Annotated in this window: 20 protein-coding genes; 10 read left to right on the top strand and 10 right to left on the bottom strand. The window is 61.1% G+C overall.

Going from position 1 to position 20,836, the window contains the following annotated elements; translation table 11 throughout:
- Positions 1-48 precede the first annotated feature (48 nt).
- Both purT and HYX42_RS18340 read left to right on the top strand, forming a co-directional pair.
- Entirely contained in the window at positions 49-1,254 is a 1,206-nt protein-coding gene (purT, locus tag HYX42_RS18345) for a formate-dependent phosphoribosylglycinamide formyltransferase (protein ID WP_293405797.1), read from the top strand.
- 51 nt (positions 1,255-1,305) lie between these two features.
- Positions 1,306-2,406 carry a mechanosensitive ion channel domain-containing protein gene (locus HYX42_RS18340; RefSeq protein WP_293405795.1) on the top strand — a complete coding sequence of 367 codons (1,101 nt, stop codon included), beginning with the start codon at positions 1,306-1,308 and terminating at the stop codon, positions 2,404-2,406.
- A 367-nt stretch (positions 2,407-2,773) separates the two neighbouring features.
- Here HYX42_RS18340 and ddpX read toward each other — a convergent pair whose 3' ends face one another.
- The 4 genes from ddpX to HYX42_RS18320 form a co-directional block, all read right to left on the bottom strand.
- Entirely contained in the window at positions 2,774-3,355 is a 582-nt protein-coding gene (gene ddpX / locus HYX42_RS18335; protein ID WP_293405793.1) for a D-alanyl-D-alanine dipeptidase, read from the bottom strand.
- 295 nt (positions 3,356-3,650) lie between these two features.
- Entirely contained in the window at positions 3,651-5,150 is a 1,500-nt protein-coding gene (locus HYX42_RS18330) for an AMP nucleosidase (protein ID WP_293405791.1), read from the bottom strand.
- 187 nt (positions 5,151-5,337) lie between these two features.
- The gene (gorA, locus tag HYX42_RS18325; protein WP_293405789.1) at positions 5,338-6,711 is read right to left on the bottom strand and encodes a glutathione-disulfide reductase; all 1,374 of its coding nucleotides are present in this window, start codon (positions 6,709-6,711) and stop codon (positions 5,338-5,340) included.
- A gap of 74 nt (positions 6,712-6,785) precedes the next feature.
- Positions 6,786-7,712: a LysR family transcriptional regulator gene (locus tag HYX42_RS18320; RefSeq protein ID WP_293405788.1), complete on the bottom strand. Its 927-nt coding sequence runs from the start codon at positions 7,710-7,712 to the stop codon at positions 6,786-6,788.
- Between the two features lie 159 nt (positions 7,713-7,871).
- Between HYX42_RS18320 and HYX42_RS18315 the strand changes: the two genes are divergently transcribed.
- Together HYX42_RS18315 and HYX42_RS18310 are read left to right on the top strand one after the other, a co-directional pair.
- The gene (locus HYX42_RS18315) at positions 7,872-8,534 is read left to right on the top strand and encodes a glutathione S-transferase family protein (RefSeq protein ID WP_293405786.1); all 663 of its coding nucleotides are present in this window, start codon (positions 7,872-7,874) and stop codon (positions 8,532-8,534) included.
- Positions 8,531-9,478 carry a pyridoxamine 5'-phosphate oxidase family protein gene (locus HYX42_RS18310; RefSeq protein WP_293405783.1) on the top strand — a complete coding sequence of 316 codons (948 nt, stop codon included), beginning with the start codon at positions 8,531-8,533 and terminating at the stop codon, positions 9,476-9,478. Before HYX42_RS18315 ends, HYX42_RS18310 begins: the two co-directional genes overlap by 4 nt.
- Positions 9,479-9,494: 16 nt before the next feature.
- Here HYX42_RS18310 and HYX42_RS18305 read toward each other — a convergent pair whose 3' ends face one another.
- Positions 9,495-10,415: a LysR substrate-binding domain-containing protein gene (locus tag HYX42_RS18305; protein ID WP_293405781.1), complete on the bottom strand. Its 921-nt coding sequence runs from the start codon at positions 10,413-10,415 to the stop codon at positions 9,495-9,497.
- A 104-nt stretch (positions 10,416-10,519) separates the two neighbouring features.
- Between HYX42_RS18305 and HYX42_RS18300 the strand changes: the two genes are divergently transcribed.
- From HYX42_RS18300 to HYX42_RS18275, 6 genes are all read left to right on the top strand, one after another.
- Positions 10,520-10,783, top strand: coding sequence for a DUF2917 domain-containing protein (locus HYX42_RS18300; RefSeq protein ID WP_293405779.1), 264 nt, complete (start codon positions 10,520-10,522; stop codon positions 10,781-10,783).
- Entirely contained in the window at positions 10,777-11,562 is a 786-nt protein-coding gene (locus HYX42_RS18295; RefSeq protein ID WP_293405777.1) for a crotonase/enoyl-CoA hydratase family protein, read from the top strand. Before HYX42_RS18300 ends, HYX42_RS18295 begins: the two co-directional genes overlap by 7 nt.
- A 34-nt stretch (positions 11,563-11,596) precedes the next feature.
- A complete protein-coding gene (gene dbpA / locus HYX42_RS18290) occupies positions 11,597-13,015 on the top strand; it encodes an ATP-dependent RNA helicase DbpA (protein WP_293405775.1) in 1,419 nt (472 codons plus the stop codon).
- A 37-nt stretch (positions 13,016-13,052) separates the two neighbouring features.
- The gene (locus tag HYX42_RS18285) at positions 13,053-13,718 is read left to right on the top strand and encodes a hypothetical protein (RefSeq protein ID WP_293405773.1); all 666 of its coding nucleotides are present in this window, start codon (positions 13,053-13,055) and stop codon (positions 13,716-13,718) included.
- Positions 13,719-13,826: 108 nt separating this feature from the next.
- Complete coding sequence (locus tag HYX42_RS18280) at positions 13,827-14,372, top strand: DUF3455 domain-containing protein (RefSeq protein WP_293405771.1); 546 nt, start codon at positions 13,827-13,829, stop codon at positions 14,370-14,372.
- Between the two features lie 259 nt (positions 14,373-14,631).
- Positions 14,632-15,498, top strand: a complete 867-nt coding sequence (locus HYX42_RS18275; RefSeq protein ID WP_293405769.1) for a transglutaminase family protein — start codon at positions 14,632-14,634, stop codon at positions 15,496-15,498.
- Positions 15,499-15,548: 50 nt separating this feature from the next.
- Here HYX42_RS18275 and HYX42_RS18270 read toward each other — a convergent pair whose 3' ends face one another.
- From HYX42_RS18270 to HYX42_RS18250, 5 genes are all read right to left on the bottom strand, one after another.
- A complete protein-coding gene (locus HYX42_RS18270; protein ID WP_293405767.1) occupies positions 15,549-16,508 on the bottom strand; it encodes a branched-chain amino acid ABC transporter permease in 960 nt (319 codons plus the stop codon).
- 124 nt (positions 16,509-16,632) lie between these two features.
- Entirely contained in the window at positions 16,633-17,517 is an 885-nt protein-coding gene (locus HYX42_RS18265; protein WP_293405979.1) for a branched-chain amino acid ABC transporter permease, read from the bottom strand.
- 170 nt (positions 17,518-17,687) lie between these two features.
- Positions 17,688-18,887 (bottom strand): ABC transporter substrate-binding protein, encoded by a 1,200-nt coding sequence (locus tag HYX42_RS18260; protein ID WP_293405765.1) that lies wholly within the window; start codon positions 18,885-18,887, stop codon positions 17,688-17,690.
- 60 nt (positions 18,888-18,947) lie between these two features.
- Positions 18,948-19,652, bottom strand: a complete 705-nt coding sequence (locus tag HYX42_RS18255; protein ID WP_293405763.1) for an ABC transporter ATP-binding protein — start codon at positions 19,650-19,652, stop codon at positions 18,948-18,950.
- Positions 19,653-19,741: 89 nt separating this feature from the next.
- Entirely contained in the window at positions 19,742-20,515 is a 774-nt protein-coding gene (locus tag HYX42_RS18250; protein ID WP_293405976.1) for an ABC transporter ATP-binding protein, read from the bottom strand.
- Between the last annotated feature and the right edge of the window lie 321 nt (positions 20,516-20,836).

Raw genomic sequence — 20,836 nt, 5'->3', positions numbered from 1 at the left:
TTCAAACAGCTTACTGATCTCTTCACTGCTTAAAACAAATACTTTCATATGACCACCTTCGGCACACCCCTTTCCCCCAACGCAACCAAAGTCATGCTGCTCGGCTCGGGCGAGCTGGGCAAGGAGGTGCTGATTGCGCTGCAGCGCCTAGGCGTTGAAACGATTGCCGTTGACCGTTACGACAACGCGCCCGGCCAGCAGGTGGCCCACCATGCGCGCACCATCACCATGAGTGACCCGGCGCAGTTGAAGGCGCTGGTTGAAAAGGAAAAGCCCATGCTGGTGGTGCCTGAAATTGAAGCGATTGCCACGCCCATGCTGGAAGAGCTCGAAGCTGCGGGCACGGTTCGTGTGATTCCCACGGCGCGCGCTGCACGCCTGACCATGGACCGTGAAGGCATTCGCCGCCTTGCTGCCGAAACACTGGGCCTGCCCACCAGCCCCTATGTGTTTTGCGATTCGCTGCAAGAACTGCAGGCCGCGATTGATTCCAAAATCGGCTACCCCAATATTGTGAAGCCGGTGATGAGCTCATCCGGCAAGGGCCAGAGCAAGATCGCCGGCCCCGACGACGTGAAAAAAGCCTGGGACTACGCCATGGCCGGCGGCCGTGTGAGCCATGGCCGCGTGATTGTTGAGGGTTTTATCGACTTCGATTACGAGATCACGCAGCTCACCGTGCGCGCACTTGGCGCTGATGGAAAAATCGAGACCCATTTCTGTGAGCCCATAGGCCATGTGCAGGTCAGCGGCGATTACGTCGAAAGCTGGCAGCCGCACCCCATGCGCGAAGCCGCGCTGAAGAAAAGCCGGGAGATTGCCAAGGCTGTGACCGACAACCTCGGCGGCCAGGGCGTCTTCGGCGTCGAGCTGTTTGTAAAAGGCGATGACGTCTGGTTCAGCGAGGTCAGCCCGCGCCCGCACGACACGGGCATGGTCACCATGTGCACGCAGGTGCAAACCCAGTTCGAGTTGCATGCTCGCGCCATCCTCGGCCTGCCCGTCAACACCGCCCTCCGCACACCCGGCGCCAGCGCCGTGATTTATGGTGGCGTTGAGGCCAAAGGCATTGTGTTTGATGGCGTGGCCGAGGCGCTGCGGGTGCCCAACTCGGACATCCGGCTGTTCGGCAAGCCCGAGAGTTTTGTGAAACGCCGCATGGGCGTAGCGCTGGCCTTTGATCCAGATGTTGAGGTAGCACGCACGAATGCCAAAAAAGCGGCAGCGCTTGTGAAACCACGTGCAGCAAGCTGATACGGAATGTATCTGCGCGGAACTTGCGGAGAGCGGTACCGTCCCTCATAGATGACTGCCAGCGAATTCAGTATTTTTGAGAACACCGCCTGGGGTGTGCTGCTGAGCGCCCTGATTGCAGTAGTGGTCGCATTGCTGGTACACCGCGCCGGTACGGCGGTTGTTCATCGCCTCACGCGCAACCTGCCGATTGCCGGCGCTGTGGCGCGCCGCAGCTGGCGGCCCACACGTTTTGTGTTGCCGCTGATCGCGCTGCAGGGTGTGTGGCAGGCTGCGCCTGATGCGCTGCCGCTGATATCGCAGGTGCGTCACGGCAATGCACTTCTGCTGCTGGCCACGATCACCTGGCTGGGCCTGCGCGCCATTGACGGCGTGTCGCAAGGCATCATTACCCAGCATTCGATGGATGTCGAAGACAACCTCAACGCACGCCGCATCCATACACAGACCCGGCTGCTCGCACGCACCGCGGGCTTTATGGTGCTGGTGGCGGGACTGTCTTTGATGCTGATGACCTTTCCTGGCGCGCGGCAGGTCGGCACCAGCCTGCTGGCGTCGGCGGGTGTCATCGGTATCGTCGCCGGTATTGCCGCACGCCCGGTCTTCAGCAACCTGATCGCCGGCCTGCAGCTGGCGCTGGCGCAACCCATACGCATTGATGACGTGCTCATCGTGCAGGGCGAGTGGGGCCGTGTCGAAGAGATCAACGGCACCTATGTCGTGCTCAAGATATGGGACGAACGCCGCCTCATCATTCCCCTGCAGTGGTTTATCGAGAACCCTTTCCAGAACTGGACGCGCACCAGTGCCCAGATCACAGGCACGGTGTTTTTGTGGGTCGATTACCGCATGCCGCTGCAGCCGCTGCGCGATGCCGCGCAGCGCGCCTGTGAAGCCGCCAGCGAATGGGACAGGCGCCTGTGCCTGCTGCAGGTGGTCGAAGCGGGCGAGAAAAGCATGCAGTTGCGTGTGCTGGTCACATCTGGCAACTCGAGCCTGAACTGGGATTTGCGCTGCAAGGTGCGGGAGGCGCTGGTGGATTTCATGCAGCGGGAGTATCCGCAGCATTTGCCGTTGATGCGGGCTGAGGTGGGAACTGAGGTTAGGGACTTTGTTGATGCGCCTTCAGACCGCGATGTGCGTGGTTTGTAGGTCATCCCCTTCACGACCAAGCCGGGGGTTGCCCGGCGGCAAGTCACTTTCTTTTGCTTCGCCAAAAGAAAAGTGACCAAAAAAAAGGCGACCCGACGTCTGGGTCCTTCCGCTTCGCTACAGGCAACCTGCGCTGCTCGACTCCGGCGGCGGTCAAAACAACTCGCTGCGCTCAAACAAGTTTTCCCCTTGATGCCGTCTCCATCTGCGCTCCTCGGCCCAGCCTCCACGGGTTTTGGAGAAGGATTCGGGAACGGGTGCGGGGAGGTTTGTCTTCCTTTCTGTCATCCCGGACTTGATCCGGGATCCATCCCCGCTTCGTCGCCATGGATTGCGGATCAAGTCCGCAATGACAGCCCGATAGCAGTCAAGAAGCTGCAGCCGCCAGACAGGCTTCAAAAGCCTCATCGCCAATCAGCTCAAACCTATGCGCATCAGCCAGCTGGTAATGCCACCACTCGTAAGGGTGGTGAACAAACCCCGCCTCCAGCATGATGGTCAGCAGGTGCATGCGGTTGAGCATCACCGCTGCTGACAGCGCCGGGTAGAAGTGGTGCGATGCAGGCGTCATGGTGTCGACCGGTGTGCCCATGTCGAGTTCGTTGCCGTGTGCGTCGAGCAGGGTCAGGTCGAGCGCCACGCCGCGCGTGTGGTTGGAGCCCACTGCCGGGTCGGCCACGTAATGCGGGTCCGGCAGATGCGCCCACAAGGCCTCCTGTGCTTCTTGCGGCCGGTAGGCATCGAATATCTTGAGCGTGAAGCCAAAACCCTTCGCCGCCGCAGCTGCCTTGCGCAGCGCCACCTCGGCTTGCGGGTGAAGAAGACATTCCGTAAATCCGTAGACCGTCTTGCCCGTGAAGTTGCGGGGACTGGCATACATCATGTCGATGACGACGTGGTGGGTTTGCGGGGTGATGTGAACCAGGGCGCTGGCAGGGGGCTTGGGCATGCCTGATTATCTTGTCGGGTGACCACGCCTCGATTTTTGTTCTTCTGCCGCTGGATTCAAACAATAATGCATCACAAACAGCACTATAGACACTTAATGATTCATTTATGACGCATTAATTCTGAGCTTCCAGGCTTTGGGCCAGGATTTCAAGCAGTTTCAGCCCAAAAACAGCCTTTTCAGGTCATTTTCAGGTGCCATTTATGGCCACAGCCCTTTAAATACGCACGTGGGCAGCTATATTTTCAATAGCAGTCAGGGTTCGCGGATCGCCAATAAGCCTCCGTGCGCTGCCTTACTGAAACGCCACTTCGGCAAAACTCCGCAGCTTGCGGCTGTGCAGCTGCCTGATGCCTTCCTGGCGCAGCAGTTCGATGGCGCGTATGCCTATGCGCAGGTGCTGGTCCACGCGTTCGCGGTAGAAGTGGTTGGCCATGCCGGGCAGCTTGATCTCGCCGTGCAGGGGCTTGTCGCTCACGCACAGCAGCGTGCCGTAGGGCACGCGAAAGCGGAAACCATTGGCGGCGATGGTGGCGCTTTCCATGTCCAGCGCGACGGCGCGGCTCTGGCTGAAGCGGCGCTGCGGCTGGTTGCCGGGCAGCAGCTCCCAGTTGCGGTTGTCGGTTGACGCAACTGTGCCGGTACGCATGATGCGTTTGAGCTCGGGGCCCTTGAAGTGGGTGACGTCTTCAACGGCCTGTTCCAGCGCTTTCTGGATTTCGGCCAGCGCAGGGATGGGTACCCACAGCGGCAGTTCTTCGTCCAGCACATGGTCTTCACGCACATAGCCGTGGGCCAGTACGTAGTCGCCGAGCTGCTGGGTGTTACGCAGGCCGGCGCAGTGGCCCAGCATGATCCAGGCGTGGGGCCGCAGCACCGCGATGTGGTCGGTAATGTTCTTGGCATTGGCGGGGCCGACGCCGATGTTGACCATGGTGATGCCGGTGCGGTCGGCACGCATCAGGTGGTAGGCCGGCATTTGCGGCAGGCGCGGCGGCGGCACGCCGAGGTCGTCGCCGGCTTGCGGCTCAAGCCCTGCGCGGCGCGTGACGACATTGCCGGGTTCGACAAAGCAGGTGTATTCGCTGTTGGGGTCGGCCATGGCTTCATGGCCCAGGCGCACGAACTCGTCGATATAGAACTGGTAGTTGGTGAACAGCACAAAGTTCTGGAACCAGTCGGGGGAGGTGCCGGTGTAGTGGCGCAGGCGCTGCAGTGAATAGTCAGCCCGTGCAGCGGTAAAAAGCGACAGTGGCTGCGCTTCACCGGGGCTGGCCTCGTAGGTGCCGTTGGCAATGCCGTCGTCCATTGCGCCCAGGTCGGGCAGGTCGAACACATCGCGCATCAGCGTGCGGCGCGCAACGCTTAAATTGCCTTCGATGTGGTCATGCTCGGCAAACGAAAAGTGCACCGGTATCGGCTGCGTGCTGGTGCCGACTTCAAGCTCGACGTTGTGGTTCTGCAGCAGCAGGCGGAACTGCTCCAGGTAGTACTCGCCGTAGAGGTCGGGCCGCGTCAGCGTGGTTTCAAAGCGGCCCGGGCCGGCGACAAAACCATAACTGAGCTGCGAGACATCCAGGGTATCGAGGATTGCGCGCGCCACGGTGTCGGTGTGTATGCGCACAAAGGGGTAGCAGGCGCGCACGTGGCCAGGCAGGGTCTCGCCGGCAACAAAACGCTGCATGGCATCGCGCAGGTGGGCGATCTGCTGGTCGTAAATCGCACGCACCTGGGCCAGCGCAGCGGCGGGGTCGTTGTAACGGCTGGGGGCGATAAAGGCTGGCAGGTAAGGCATGAGCAATTATGGCCCCACGGTTGCTCACTGCGTGTAGCTCCCTGCCCCCGGGGGGCCGCTGCGCCTGCAGCCCGGCGAAGCCGGTTCTGCGGCCCCTGCTTGCCAAAACCTCGCTACGCTGAATGCCTTGCTTCAAAAGGTTTTGCAAAAGTGCTGGAAATGGTGTCTTCTCCGGGGGGAATCGGGGCTAAAGAGGCTTGACGGGTTCACGCATGGTCACAAACTCTTCGGCCATGGTCGGGTGAATGCCAATCGTGCTGTCAAAAATTGCCTTGGTGGCGCCGGCTTTCATGGCGACTGCGAAGCCCTGCACGATCTCGCCGGCATCGGCGCCCACCATGTGCAGGCCCACCACACGGTCAGTCGCGTCTTCGACCAGCAGCTTCATGAGCGTGCGTTCGGTGCTGCCGCTCAAGGTGTGCTTGAGTGCCTTGAAGTCGCTGCGGTACACGGTGATCCCGCCAAACTTCCTGCGTGCTTCGGCTTCTGAATAGCCCACGGTGCCGATGTTGGGGTGCGTGAAGACAGCTGTGGGAATGAAGTCGTAGCTGATGCTGCGCGCCTTCTTGCCGGCCACGGCACCGAACAGGTGGTCAACCAGCACCATGGCCTCGCCTGTCGCCACAGGTGTCAGTTGTACGCGCGCAGTGACGTCGCCCAGTGCGTAGATTGAAGGCACTGATGACTGGTAATGCGCATCGACCTTGATGGCGCCTTGCGCGTTGACTTCAACGCCCACCGCTTCCAGCCCCAGCCCGCTGGCGTTCGGCACGCGGCCGGTAGCGTACAGCACGGTATCGACCGTGAAGCTCGCGTCCTGGCCCTTGAACTTCACAAGCAGGCCGTCTGCGGTTTTGGTGATGGACCCGACCTCGGTCTTGAGCAGAAGGTTGACGCCGGTCTTGCCCATCTCGCTGGCAATGAAGCCGCGTATGTCGTCATCAAAGCCGGTCAGCAGCAGCTCGCCGCGGTGCACTTGCGTGACGTGAGAGCCCAGGCCATTGAAGATGGACGCGAACTCGCAGGCGATGTAGCCGCCGCCCACCACCAGCAGGCGCTTGGGGAAGGGTTTGAGGTCAAACATGCTGTCGGATGTGACGACGTGTTCGCGTCCTTCCACTGCGGGAACGGTGGCTGTGCCGCCGGTTGAGATCAGTATGTTCCTGGCGCTGAACTTCTGGCCGTCGACCTCTACCGTGTGTGCATCGAGCAGCCGCGCCCAGCCCTTGATGATTTTTACACCGGAGTTGTCGAGCAGCTGCACATAGACGCCGTTCAGGCGCGAGATCTCGCGTGCGCGGTTGGCCTTCAGTGTGTCCCAGTCGAATACCGGTGCTTCGCCTTTCCAGCCAAAACCATGCGACTCTTCAAACGATTCGGCGAAGTGGGCCGCGTAGCTGTAAAGCTTTTTGGGAATGCAGCCTACATTGACGCAGGTGCCGCCCATGTCGGCCACCTCGGCCAGAGCGACCTTTGCGCCGCGCTGTGCAGCCATGCGCGCGGCGCGAACGCCGCCGCTGCCGCCGCCGACGACGAAGAGGTCAAAGTCAAATGTCTGCATACGGGGTTCCTTTTCCTGTCTTTTCTTTCATGTCTTGACCTTACCACCGGACCACAATTTTTTTCAGCGCGGGGTTATGGTCGTGCGGGTTCTGCACGTGTGGCCAGCGCCGTTCGGCTGATTTGCGAAAGCTCGTCTTTCATCCACTCGATAAATACCTTGGTGCGGGCCGGCAACAACCGTGCATGCGGGTAGACCACGCTCACAGGGCGTTTGGGTGGTTCAAATTCTTCCAGCACCGTCACCAGCTTTTTCTGCTGCACAAAAGGCGCGGCCTGGTATGAGATGAACATGCCGAAACCTGCGCCAGCCACACAGGCCTCGACAGCCGGCGCGGCATTGTTGAACTCCAGGTTGCCAGAGACGGGTACCGTGAAAGTCTTGCCCTTTTCGTGAAAGGTCCACCACGGCTCGCTCGGGCCTGTGAAGCGCACGCAGTTGCTTGACGCAAGGTCGCGCGGGTGTTTGGGTAGCCCGTGTTTGCGCAGGAAGGCCGGGCTCGCAACCACCACCCGCCGTATGCTGAACACCGATTGCGCCACCAGCGTGGAGTCTTCGAGTGCGCCTATGCGCACACCGACATCAATGCCTTCTTCGAGCAGGTTGACCACCCGGTCGTGCAGCATCAGTTTGCAGTTCACGCCGGGGTAGCGTTGCACAAAACGCGTGACGGCGGGCGCCACATACATCTGGCCAAAAAGTACGGGCGCGGTGATGACCAGGTGGCCGCGCGGCTTGCCGCCCTGGTCGCCGAGGGATTCTTCTGCGTCCTGTACGGCGCCCAGCACCTCCCGGCAGCGGTCCAGGTAACGGCGGCCCTCGTCGGTGAGGGCAATGCGGCGCGTGGTGCGGTTAAAGAGTCGCACGCCGAGGTGCGCCTCAAGCGCGGCCAGGGTGCGCACCATGGCCGGTAGCGATGAGGACATCACGCGCGCCGCTGCTGTCAGGCTGCCTTCGTCGGCGATGTGCATGAAAGCCTGCATGGCCCGGAGTTTGTCCATGCACAAATGGTAAATGAGTTGGCCTGATTAATCCACTAAATGGAGTAGTTAAATCCGCTTGAAGCCATTTATTCATTTAAACGGCTGAACCAGAATCCACTCATCTCCCGCTTGTATCCCGCTTCAAATCCCACATCCCACCCGCAAAGGAAAGCCGCCATGACCTCGCCCAACACCATCACCAAACCCGGCCCCGCGAAGCCCATCAGGCTGTACCGCCTCGCCATTTCCGGTCATTCGCACCGGGTGGAGCTCTTCATGTCGTTGCTGGGCGTGCCCTTTGAGCTGGTCAATGTAGACGTGATGAGCGGGGCGCATAAAAAACCGGACTTCCTGGCCATGAACCCGTTTGGCCAGGTGCCTGTGATTGAGGACGGCGATGTCACGCTGGCTGACTCGAATGCGATCCTGGTGTACCTCACGCGCCGATATGCACAGGATGCGGAGCAATGGCTGCCCGGCGACCCTGTCGCGGCAGCGCATGTGCAACGCTGGCTGTCGGTCGCGGCAGGCCCTCTGGCGTTTGGCCCGGCGGCGGCGCGCGTGATTCAATTGTTCAAAAAGCCGGACAGCCCGGACGATGCCATGGCCCGCGCACACGCACTCTTCAAGGTGATGGAGCAGCAACTGGCCGTCTCAAAATTTTTGACGGGTGACAGCGCCACGCTGGCCGATATCGCCAACTACAGCTATGTAGCCCATGCGCCTGAAGGCAATGTGTCGCTCGACGGCTACCCGCATGTACGGGCCTGGCTCGCGCGCGTCGAAGCTCTGCCGCGTTTTGTGCCCATGGTCAAAAGCCCTGTCGGTCTGGCCGCATGAGCCTCCCTGCCTTTCACGAAGGCGAACGCGCCGTGCAGGCGCGCGTGGGTGCTGGCATTCGGGAAAAGCTGGCGGAGATTGGCCCGCGCGTGATCCGTGATTTCATGCCGGATCAGCACCGTGAATTTTTTGAGCAGTTGCCTTTTGTGGCGGTCGGCAGCGTTGATGCACAGGGCCAGCCCTGGGCTTCGGTGCTGGCTGCCGCGCCAGGCTTCATGCACTCGCCCGATGCACACACGCTGGAATTGAACGTGCAGGCTCTGGCGGGCGACCCCTTGCAGGACATCCTGAAAGACGGTGCGTCCATCGGCCTGCTGGGACTGGAGCCGCACACCCGCAGGCGCAACCGCATGAATGGTGTGGTGCGGGGTGTGACGGGTGCGGGTTTCGTGGTGCATGTCGAGCAGAGTTTTGGCAACTGTCCCAAATACATACAGGCACGGGAGCCGGTTTATTCAAACGTCGGACGCCGGCAACCCGTCATCCGTGAAGGCAGTCAGCTCGATGCCGCTGCGCGCCGCCTGATTGAACGCGCAGACACGCTGTTCATTGCGACGTCTTACGCAGGCACTTCGGCTGGCCGTGCCGGTGGCGTCGATGTGTCGCATCGCGGCGGCAAACCCGGGTTTGTGCGGGTGGACGGTGACGGCACCCTCACCATGCCGGACTTTGCCGGCAACTTTTTCTTCAACACCCTGGGCAATATCGCCGTCAATCCGCGCGCAGGTTTGTTGTTCATTGACTTCGACAGCGGTGACCTGCTGTACATCGCAGTGACTGCGGAGATCGTTTGGGATGGCCCCGAGCTGCAATCATTCGCCGGGGCGCAGCGCCTGATGCGCTTCAGGGTGCAATCGATGCGGCTGGTGGAGTCTTCGCTGCCGCTGCGATGGGGCGAGGCAGAATTGTCCCCGGTGCTGGAGACGACCGGCGCATGGGCCTAGAGGCTGTTTCGCGCCCTCAGCCTATGGCTTCGAGTGCGAGTTCGCTTTCCAGCCATGCGCGGAATTTCTGTACTGCTGGCCGCTCCGTGCTATTGGCAGAGATCACGATGCGATAGCCCAGGCCCGCCACCGTCTGGCCGGGCAAGACCACTTCGAGCTGGCCGCTGCGCAGGAACGGCAGCACCAGCGGCGTGCGGCCTATGGCAATGCCGGCACCCTGCGCGGCGGCGTTCAGTACATGCTCGTATTGCGAAAAATAAAGGCAGGGTTGCTGGGCCGATTGATTCAAGCCAAGGCGCTCGTACCAGTCCGGCCACGACATCCAGGGGAAACGCGTGGCCGGGTCGTAGTAGACGAGTAGTGGCGTGGTCAGGATGGCTGCAGCGGCATGGATGCGCGCCGCGACGGCAGGTGCCGCCACCAGCAGTGCCTGCTCCTGCAACAGCGGCGGGCTATGGTCGTCCGGCAGGACCTGGTAGAGCCGCACGGCCAGGTCCATGCCTTCGCGCTCAAGGTTGACCCGGGCTTCCGAGGCATCGACGCGCACGTCGATCGCAGGGTGCAACAACTGGAATCCTGCAAGCTTGGGTGCCAGCCATAACGCTGCGAAAGAGGGCGTGCAGGTGACTGTGACCGACTCCCTGTCAACCGCCAGCAGCCGGTTCACGGCCGAGGCCAGTTGCTCCAGCGCGGTGCGGCCAGCTTCATAAAGCTCGCGCCCCTGGGGCGTGAGGCTCAAGCCCTTGCCACCACGCAGGAACAGCGCCGTGCCCAACGCTTCTTCCAGGCCTTTGATCTGCTTGCTGACTGCCGACTGCGTGATGCACAGCTCTTCGGCCGCAGCGGTGAAGCTCAGGTGCCGCGCTGCGGATTCGAAGCCGCGTATCGCGTCCAGCGACATGGCGCGCAGCGCGTGGGAAGAAGAAGGGCTCAGCATGGCATGAACGGCATGAGTGAAGGGAATACCCCGGATGACAAACCATCCGGCCGCGCGGGCCGGTTCCAAAGAAGAATCAAACCACACTTTAGAAGGAGTCCGCCATGCATACCCCACAAACCCCGCTCAAGCTCGGGCTCATCCCCCAGGCCCTGCGCCTGCCGCGCGGCCAGGTCCTGAGTTGCACCGCGGGCTGCCTCTGGATCACCAGTGACGCGCTGGCCGGGCTACGGGACAGCGACGTCGTACTGGAGAGCGGCCAGTCCTTTGTGACGCCGCAAGCCTCGACCTATTTTGTGGGCGCCCCGCGCGGTTGTGGCGTCCTGGATTTCTCACCCGCTCCACAGCGCACGGAGGCCACATGCTGATAGAAACCAAACGCTGCGGCCAACACGTGGTACTCACCATGAATCGCCCCGACAAACTCAATGCGCTGAGCTACGAACTGATAGATGAACTCATGGACCGGCTGGATGCGCTGGAAGGCGATGACAGCGTGCGCTGCCTGGTGCTGACGGGCCAGGGTGACAAGGCCTTTAGCGCAGGTGCCGACATCGTGGGTTTTGCGACCGATATTGCTGCATCGCCCGAAGCGGCGTGCCGAAATTTCGTCATGCGCGGCCAGGCCATGACCCGGCGCATCGAGAACTACCCCAAACCAGTCATTGCAGCCGTCAACGGCATCGCCTTCGGCGGCGGCTGCGAAACCATGGAGGCCTGCAGCATCGCAATCGCGGCCCAACACGCCACTTTTGCCAAACCCGAAATTCGCCTGGGCTTTCCGCCGCCCTTTGGCGGCACGCAGCGCCTGCCGCGCCACATAGGCCGCAAACGCGCCAACGAGATGATCCTGACCGGCGATGCGATCAGCGCCGAGGAAGCCCTGTTGACAGGACTCATCAATCACGTGGTGCCAAGCCCCGAGCTTCTGACAAGCTGTTTGCAGATGGCCGACCGCATCGCCCGGAACTCCGCCGTCGCGGTGACGGCCTCGCTTCGTGCCGTGACGCGCGGGATGAATGTTTCCATCGATGAAGGCCTGGCCATTGAGGCCGCGCAGTTCATGATTGCGGCTGCCTCGCAGGACGCGCGTGAAGGTACCGCCGCCTTTGTTGAGAAGCGCCAGCCCGTGTTCAAGCACCGATAGCGACGATTTTGGGAGCAAAGCCGATAATCGGGGCATGACTATTGCCCCAACCGACTTCAGCGCGCTTTCCCTGCCGGCCCATGTGCTGGCCAATCTGAAGCAACTCGGCTACCTGAACATGACGCCGATCCAGGCGGCCAGCCTGCCGGTGGCGTTGCTGGGCAAGGACCTGATTGCCCAGGCCAAGACCGGCAGCGGCAAGACGGCGGCCTTCGGCATTGCGCTGCTGGCCAACCTCAATGCCCGGCGTTTTGCGGTGCAGGCCATGGTGCTGTGCCCGACACGTGAGCTGGCCGACCAGGTGGCGACTGAAATTCGCCGACTGGCGCGTGCCGAAGAAAACATCAAGGTGGTGGTGCTGTGCGGCGGCGTTCCGCTTCGCAACCAGACGGCCAGCCTTGAAAACGGCGCGCACATCGTGGTCGGCACGCCCGGCCGCATCATGGACCACCTGGCGCGCGGCAACCTGACGCTGGAGGCGCTGAACACGCTGGTGCTCGACGAGGCCGACCGCATGCTGGACATGGGCTTTTTTGAAGACATTGCCACGGTGGCAAAGCAGTGTCCCAAAGAGCGCCAGACCCTGCTGTTCTCGGCCACCTACCCGGAAGGCATTGCCAAACTCAGCCAGCAGTTCATGAAGACGCCGCAGACCATCACCGTGCAGGCGCAGCATGAAAAAACAAAAATCCAGCAGCGCTGGTACCAGGTGCCGGACAGCGACCATGACGAGGCGCGCCTGGGCGCCGTGGCGCAGGTGCTCAGGCACTTCCGCCCGGCCAGCACGCTGGCGTTCTGCAACACCAAATCTCAATGCCGTGCACTGGTTTCTTATCTCAAAGATCAGGGATTCAGCGCACTGGCTTTGTTTGGCGAGCTTGAGCAGCGAGAGCGCGACCAGGTGCTGGTGCAGTTTGCAAACCGCAGCTGCTCGGTGCTGGTGGCGACCGATGTGGCCGCACGCGGGCTGGACATCGCCCAGCTGGCCATGGTCATCAATGTCGATGTCACGCCCGATGCCGAAGTTCACATTCACCGCATTGGCCGCACCGGCCGCGCGGATGAAGAAGGCTGGGCCATCAGCCTGGCCAGCATGGACGAGATGGGCTACGTCGGCAAGATTGAAGTGCTTCAAAAAGCCGAGTCTGAATGGCACAAGCTGACGGAACTCACCCCGGCGAGCAACGAGCCGCTGCTGCCGCCCATGGTCACCCTGCAGATTGTGGGCGGCCGCAAGGAAAAGATACGCGCCGGTGATGTGCTGGGCGCGCTCACGGGTGATGCCGGCAATGTGCCGCCGTTCACGCGCGAGCAGGTCGGCAAGATCAACGTCAATGAATTCTCGACTTACGTTGCGGTAGACCGCGCACTGGCCAGCCAGGCCCAGCTCAAGCTGGCAAACGGTGGCGTCAAGGGCAAAAGCGTGAAGGTGCGCTTTATGGACGAGGCCTGAGGTGCGTTTTGTGGGGCAGGCAGGCGTTTCGCGTCGGGTGATCTGGTTTTTTTGCCTGTGTGCTGGTCTGCTGGGCCATAGCCTTGCCTTCGCGCAGGACCAACCCTCGCGCTACGGCAAATCGCTGGTGCGCTCGTATGAGTTGCCTGCAGACTTGCTCGACCAGTACAACCTGGCGGTGCATGGCCAGGCTGAGGGGCGCACCCAGACGCTGGCGGGTATTCCGGCCTGGACGGGTCCTGAATTTCGCGCAGCGGCTGGCACTGGCCCCTACACCCTTGTGATCAGAATGCTGGGCGCAGCCATTGAAAGCGACGACGTTGCCGCGCGATGGCAACTGGGCTGGGGCAGCACGCCGGGCATGGTGCCGCTGCTGGGTGAGCCGGGCGCGAAGAAAGGTGAGTTCCTGCAGTTAGTGCTTGCTTCAGAGCCTGTAACGCTGGAAGACGGTCGCCTTGTACCTTTGTCGTTGCGCCTGGGCGATGTGCGCAACATGCGCCTTGAGCGTGTACGGGTAGAGGTCTGGTCGGGGCTGGGTGAGACCACATGGCTGGATTGGCTCAGGGACTGGTGGAAGCTGCTGGCCACCGCTGCGGTCTGGGTGGCGCTTTATTTTTACTGGCGCAATGACAGGCTGAGGGCGGCGGCTGCAGAAGCGGAAGAGTCCGCGGCTGAGCCTGCCAGGCCTGGTGTTGAAAAATAATTTTCGCGAAAGTGAATCCAGAAAAGGGTTTGGCGTGTAGTAGCTGTAGCAGCATAAAAAATGCTGCCAACGGTTCCTGTTCACCAAACCACTTCCTGGAGGATTTCCATGTCAATCAAACGCCTTTCGATTCTTGCTGCAGCTTCTGCCGCCGCCCTGCTCACCGCTTGCGCAGGCATGCAACCCATGTTCTCGCAGGACGGCCTGCCTGACCCCATCAAGGTGCCGGCCGGCAACCGCATCGCGATGGAAACCGTGGGCGTGGGCGACATCACCTACGAATGCCGCGACAAGGCCAATGCCCCCGGCCAGACCGAGTGGGTGTTTGTCGGCCCGAACGCCGTCCTTAATGACCGCAGCGGCAGGCAGGTCGGCAAGTACTACGGCCCACCCGCCACCTGGGAATCCCTGGACGGCTCCAAACTGACAGCCACCCAGCTCGCCGTTGCACCTTCTGGCGCAGGCAACCTGCCTTACCAGCTGGTCAGGGCCAACCCCGCCATGGGCAGCGGCGCCATGACCGGCGTGACCCACATCCAGCGCGTGGCGCTCAAGGGTGGCGTGGCACCTGCCACTGTGTGCAGCCCGGCCAACAAGGGCACCAGGGAAATCGTGAAGTACCAGGCCGACTACATCTTCTGGAAAGCTGCGTAAATCGCAGCCGAACAGCAGTTCAGCCGTTAAAGCTCAGGCGGGCCGCCATGGGAATTCGTGTGTTCGCCGCGCCTGAAGCCCGGAGGTTTGCGACCTGCCTCCGGCAATGTAGGCAAGCCCGCCGACCTGCTGTCGGCACACCGACGCAGGGCCGTTCGGCGAACGTCGCCAGCTGCAATTCGTACCTGCGTTTGGTGGCCCAATGGGAAAAGTTTGTGCATCGGCTTTTGCACGTCATCCCAACGCACACAAGGCACCCATGGTCAGGCTTGAATTTTCAACAGAACTTGCTTACGAGGTTTCAGGTGCGCCCTGCGATTTCATCTTCAATATCCAGGCGGCCTATACGCCGAGGCAGATCGTGCTCGGCGAAACGCTGGGCTTCAGCCAGAACGTCCCCTTTACCGTCTACACAGACCCGGCAACCCAAAGCCGCTTCCTGAGGCTGCGGGCCAACCCTGGCCAGTTCGTCCTGCGCTACGAGGCCACGGTCGAGCTGGTGCACTACGAAGCCCAGCCCGGCCAGTTGCCCGAGTTGAGTTCGCAGGCCTTGCCGGGTGAGGTGCTGACCTATCTTTACCCCAGCCGTTACTGCCAGTCAGACCGCCTGCTGACCCTGGCAAACCAGGAGTTCGGCCACCTGCCCCTGGGTTACAGCCGTGCGACCGCGATTTGTGAATGGGTGCAGCGCCACGTGAGCTTCCAGGGCAACACCAGCAACAGCAACACCTCTGCACTGGACACGCTGATTGAACGTGTGGGTGTGTGCCGTGACTTTGCGCATCTGATGATTGCCCTGTGCCGTGCCGCCAACCTGCCGGCACGCATGGCCAGCGGCATGGATTACGGTGCGGACCCGATACTCGGCCCGCCAGATTTTCATGCCTATGTGGAGGTGTTCCTCGGTGACCGCTGGTACATCTTCGACCCGTCGGGCACAGCGATTCCCATGGGCTTTGTACGTTTCGCCACCGGGCGCGATGCGGCTGATATTGCCTTTGCCACAATTTACGGCAACGTGATGGCTTCGCAACCCATCGTCAACATACAGGCAGTGGCCAACAGCGAGGGGCAACTTGTCGTGCCGCAGCATGTTCCTTATGCCTTGTCGACAGACGGGTTCTAGAAAAACAAAAAGCGCCTTCAAGGCGCTTTTTTTTTCGCTTGACCTTCTGGTCAGGCAGCACGGCTTTCGGCATTGCGCCTGCGCTCGCGGTAGGCCAGCAGTTCACCCACCACACCCTTGCGGAAGGCCAGCACGCACAGCACAAAGATCACGCCGATGATGACGGTGACCCATGAGCCCACCTTGTCGGCCAGCAGGTTCTGCAGGGCAATCACGATGCCCGAGCCCATGACCGGGCCGAAGAAGGTGCCAACGCCACCCAGCAGCGTCATCAGGATGACTTCGCCCGACATGGACCAGTGCACGTCCGACAGCGTGGCAAAACCCATGACCAGCGTCTTGAGTGAGCCGGCCAGCCCGGTCAAGGCAGCAGACAGCACAAAGGCCAGCAGCTTGTAGCGGTCTACGTTGTAACCCAGCGAGATGGCGCGTGGCTCGTTCTCACGAATCATCTTGAGCACCTGGCCGAACGGCGAATGCACGATGCGAGAAATGAACAGAAAGCTGGCGACAAACACCGCCACCACCACGTAGTACAGGGAGATGTCTGATTCGAGCGAGAAGATGCCGAAGAGCTTGCCGCGCGGCACGCCCTGAAGGCCGTCTTCACCCCCGGTAAAACTCGCCTGCAGGCAGACGAAATACACCATTTGCGCAATCGCCAAAGTGATCATCGCGAAATAAATGCCCTGGCGGCGAATGGCGACCAGGCCGACCAGCAGGCCGATCAGGCCCGCTGCAATCGCACCCGCAATCAGTCCCAGCTCGGGCGTCCAGTTCATGGACTTGATGAACCAGCCGGTCACATACGCCGCCGAGCCGAAGAACGCGGCATGGCCGAATGACAGCAGGCCGGTAAAGCCCAGCAGCAGATTGAAGGCGCAGGCAAAGAGGGCGAAGCACAACAGCTTCATCACGAACACCGGGTACAGGCCGAGGAAGGGTGCGGCGAGGGCGAAGACCAGCAGCACCAGGTAAGTGATGCGCGTAACTTTGTTGTAGTTATTCATTTTGACGAACCTGGAAAGCAACGGGATTTTCGCAAGCCGGGGCCGCGGAACCGGCTTTGCCGGGCCGCAGGCGCAGCGCCCCCTCGGGGGGCAGCGAACCACACGAAGTGGGGAGTGTGGGGGCTCATGCTTCTTTTCCGAAAAGGCCGGCGGGCTTAACCATCAATACGATGACCATGATGACGAAGACAACAATGTTGGAGGCTTCAGGGTAAAACACCCGTGTCAGACCCTCAATGATGCCCAGCACCAGTCCGGTGATGACAGAGCCGAGGATGGAGCCCATGCCGCCGATCACCACGACGGCAAAGACCACGATGATGAGGTTGGAACCCATGAGCGGGCTGACCTGGATCACGGGCGCTGCCAGCACACCTGCAAGACCTGCCAGTGCCGCACCTGCGCCGTATGTCAGCATGACCATCAGCGGCACGTTGACGCCAAAAGCCTGTACCAGTGGCGCGTTCTCCGTGCCGGCGCGCAGGTAGGCGCCCAGCCGTGTGCGCTCGATGAGGTACCAGGTGCCCAGGCAAACGACCAGCGAGGCGACAACCACCCATGCGCGGTAGTTGGGCAGCACCATGAAGCCGAGGTTGGTGGCGCCCGAGAGCAGTTCGGGTACGTTGTAGTTCTGGCCGGACGCACCGTATATTTCGCGGAAGACGCCTTCGATGATCAGCGCCAGGCCGAACGTCAGCAGCAGGCCGTACAGCGGGTCGAGCTTGTACAGGTGCTTGAGGAAAAGCCGTTCAATGATGACGCCGAGAATGCCGACAGCCAGAGGCGCCAGCACCAGCGCCAGCCAGTAATTGATGGCGAACTGGTCGAGCATGATCCAGGCCGCAAACGCGCCCAGCATGTAGAGCGCGCCATGGGCGAAGTTCACGATGCCCAGCAGGCCGAAGATGACCGCCAGGCCCAGGCTCAGCATCGCGTAGAACGCGCCATTGACCAGGCCCAGCATGAGCTGGCCCATAAACGCTTGCAGGGGAATGCCGAAAATTTCCATGGGAACCTGGTTGTATGCCTTGGTAGCCGGCGCCTTCTGGCTTGTCATCCCGGGCTTGACCCGGGCTCCATGACTTCCCGCTCGCTGCATTGCTGCAGGAGGCAGGTTCATGTATTGCGGATCAGCTCCGCAATGACAATCCGGAAAACCGGGCTGTTACTTTTGTCGAATTACTTCTTGATCAGCGAGCACTTGGACTCGGCAATCGTCGTGAAGGCCTGGTCACCGGGAACCTTGGCGATGGTCTTGTAGTAATCCCATGGCGTGGTGGATTCTTTCTGGCTCTTGACCTGGAACAGATACATGTCGTGGATCATGCGGCCGTCGGCGCGGATCTGGCCCTTGCCGTAGAAGTCGTCAAACTTCATGGACTTCATGGTGGCCATGACCTTGTCCGAGTCTGTCGTTTTTGCGGTCTGCACGGCCTTCAGGTAGTTCATGGTGGCCGAATAATCCGCAGCCTGCAGGCTGGACGGCATGCGTTTGTATTTGTCAAAGAAACGCTTGGCGAACTTGCGTGAGGCGTCGTCCTGGTTCCAGTACCAGCTGTCGGCCAGTTGCAGGCCTTCGGTGTTGGCCAGGCCTAGGCTGTGCACGTCGTTGATGAACACCAGCAGGCCGGCGACCTTCATGGTCTTGCCGATGCCGAATTCTTTTGCAGCCTTCATGGCGTTGGTGAAGTCACCGCCGGCATTGGCCAGCGCCAGGATTTGTGCCTTGGACGACTGCGCCTGCAGCAGGAAGGACGAGAAGTCAGATGCGTTCAGCGGGTGGCGCACGGTACCGGCAACGGTGCCGCCATTGGCCTTGACCACGTTGGAGGCATCGCCTTCCAGGGAGTAGCCGAAAGCGTAATCAGCGGTCAGGAAGTACCAGCTTTTGTTGCCGGCCTTGACCAGTGCGGTACCTGCCACCTTGGCCAGGGCCACGGTGTCGTAGGCGTAATGCACGGTGTAAGGCGAGCAGTCTTCATTGGTCAGGCGGGCAGAGCCCGGGCCGATGGCGATGAAAGGGCGTTTCTTTTCAGTCGTGACCTTGGACATCGCCAGCGCCGTGCCGGAGTTGGTGCCGCCAATCAGCATCTGCAGGCCGTCCTTGTCTATCCACTCGCGGGCTTTGGACGATGCGACGTCAGCCTTGTTCTGGTGGTCGGCGCTCAGCACTTCAACGGGGCGGTTAAGAACCTTGCCGCCGAAATCCTGCACGGCCCACTTGACCATTTCCGCGCCTGCAGGGCCGTCGATGTCGGCATACAGGCTGGACATGTCGGTGATGATGCCGATCCTGATCGGGCCTGTGCCCTGCGCTGTGGCGGCGGCGACAGCGCCAAGTGCCATGGCGGCGGCGAGTGCTTTGAATTTGAGTTTCATGATGTCTCCTGTTGGCGGGGTTGTGGTGAAGGGTGGTGAAAAAAATGAATATGTATCTGGTCAGACGCCGAGATATTCCTGCAGCATGCCCATATTCGCCTTCAGTTCACTCTGGTTGAACTGCTTGACGATGCGGCCATGCTCCATGACATAAAAACGGTCAGCCAGCGGCGCGGCAAAACGGAAGTTCTGCTCGACCAGGACGATGGTGTAGCCCTTGGCCTTGAGCGTGAGGATCATCTCGGCCAGCTTCTGCACGATGACGGGCGCCAGGCCTTCGGAGATTTCATCGAGCAGCAACAGGCGTGCGCCGGTGCGCAATATGCGTGCAACGGCCAGCATCTGCTGCTCGCCGCCCGAAAGGCGCGTGCCGGGGCTGGAAGCGCGCTCTTTCAGGTTGGGGAACATGGCGTAGATCTCGTCAATGCTCATGCCGCCCGCAGCAATCGTGGGCGGCAGCATCAGGTTTTCTTCGGCCGAGAGGCTTGCAAAAATGCCGCGCTCTTCAGGGCAATATCCCACGCCCAGGCGTGCCACCTTGTGCGGTGCCATCCTGATGGACTCTTCGCCCTTGATTTTTATCGAACCCTTGCGTGAGCCGGTCAGGCCGACGATGGCGCGCATGGTGGTGGTGCGGCCCGCGCCATTGCGGCCCAGCAGGGTGACGACTTCACCTTCATTGACGGTCAGGTTCACGCCATGCAGGATGTGCGACTCGCCGTACCAGGCGTTGAGGTCTTCTATCTTGAGGAGCTCTGTGGTCATGCAGGCCTCCGCAGGGCCGCCCCAAGGCAGGCCTGAGCCCCCTCGGGGGGCAGCGTATTACACGTAGTGAAAAGCGTGGGGGCCAACATCTAGTGAGCTCCTTGAAGTTCCGTGTCCGCCGTGCCCATATACGCCTCAATCACCAACGGGTTCTTCGACACTTCCGCATAAGGCCCATCGGCAATGATGGCGCCGCGCTGCAGCACCGTGATGCGGTCTGCAATTGACGACACCACATTCATGTTGTGCTCGACCATCAGGATGGTGCGGCCGGCCGATACCTTCTTGATCAGCTGGGTCACGCGGTCCACGTCTTCGTGGCCCATGCCCTGCGTGGGTTCATCGAGCAGCATCAGTTCGGGCTCAAGCGCCAGCGTGGTGGCGAGCTCAAGTGCGCGCTTGCGGCCGTAGGGCAGGTTGACGGTCATCTCGTTGGCAAAGCTTGAGAGGTCAACCGCTTCAAGCAGTTCACGCGCACGCTGGTGCAGGTGGTACAGCGTGTCTTCAGCCTTCCAGAAGTGAAACGATGTGCCGAGGTTGCGCTGCAGGGCGGCGCGCACGTTCTCCAGCACGGTCATGTGCGGAAACACGGCCGAGATCTGGAACGAGCGGACTATGCCGCGGCGTGCGGTCTGCGCAGGCTTTTCAGACGTGATGTCGTTGCCGTTGAACAAAATCGTGCCGCGGGTGGGCAGCAAAAACTTGGTCAGCAGGTTGAAGTAGGTGGTCTTGCCTGCGCCGTTGGGGCCTATCAGCGCGTGAATGTGCCCGCGCTGGACTTTCAGGTCCACGTTGTTGACGGCGACAAAACCCTTGAATTCCTTGGTCAGGCCGCGCGTTTCAAGAATGTACTCAACTGGCAAATCTGGCAAGGCACTCTCCGGCGGATAAGGGTAAACAGGCACTGAATCCATGAGGCAAACATCTCTTGTAGACAGGCAAAACGCCAGGCCCCGCGAAACACTGGAGGTGATAGTAGCCAGCGCCCTTGGGGGGCGATACCGGGTAAGACCCTTAGGTAGTTTTGCATCATGGCCGACCCTGAGCGCAAGGATGCTTGTGAAATGTCAACCGGGCGTCATTTGCCGCATGGCTTCAGGCATTCGGATAAAGCCATTCCGGTTAGCTGTGCGTGCCGTGCGGGATTACTGACTTTCTTCTGACGCCTGTGCGCGTTGTGTACG

This window comes from Polaromonas sp. (assembly GCF_016185115.1).
Taxonomy (GTDB): Bacteria; Pseudomonadota; Gammaproteobacteria; order Burkholderiales; family Burkholderiaceae_C; genus Polaromonas.
The sequence above is the reverse complement of the archived record's forward strand: the minus strand, read 5'-3'. Positions and strand labels throughout refer to the sequence as shown.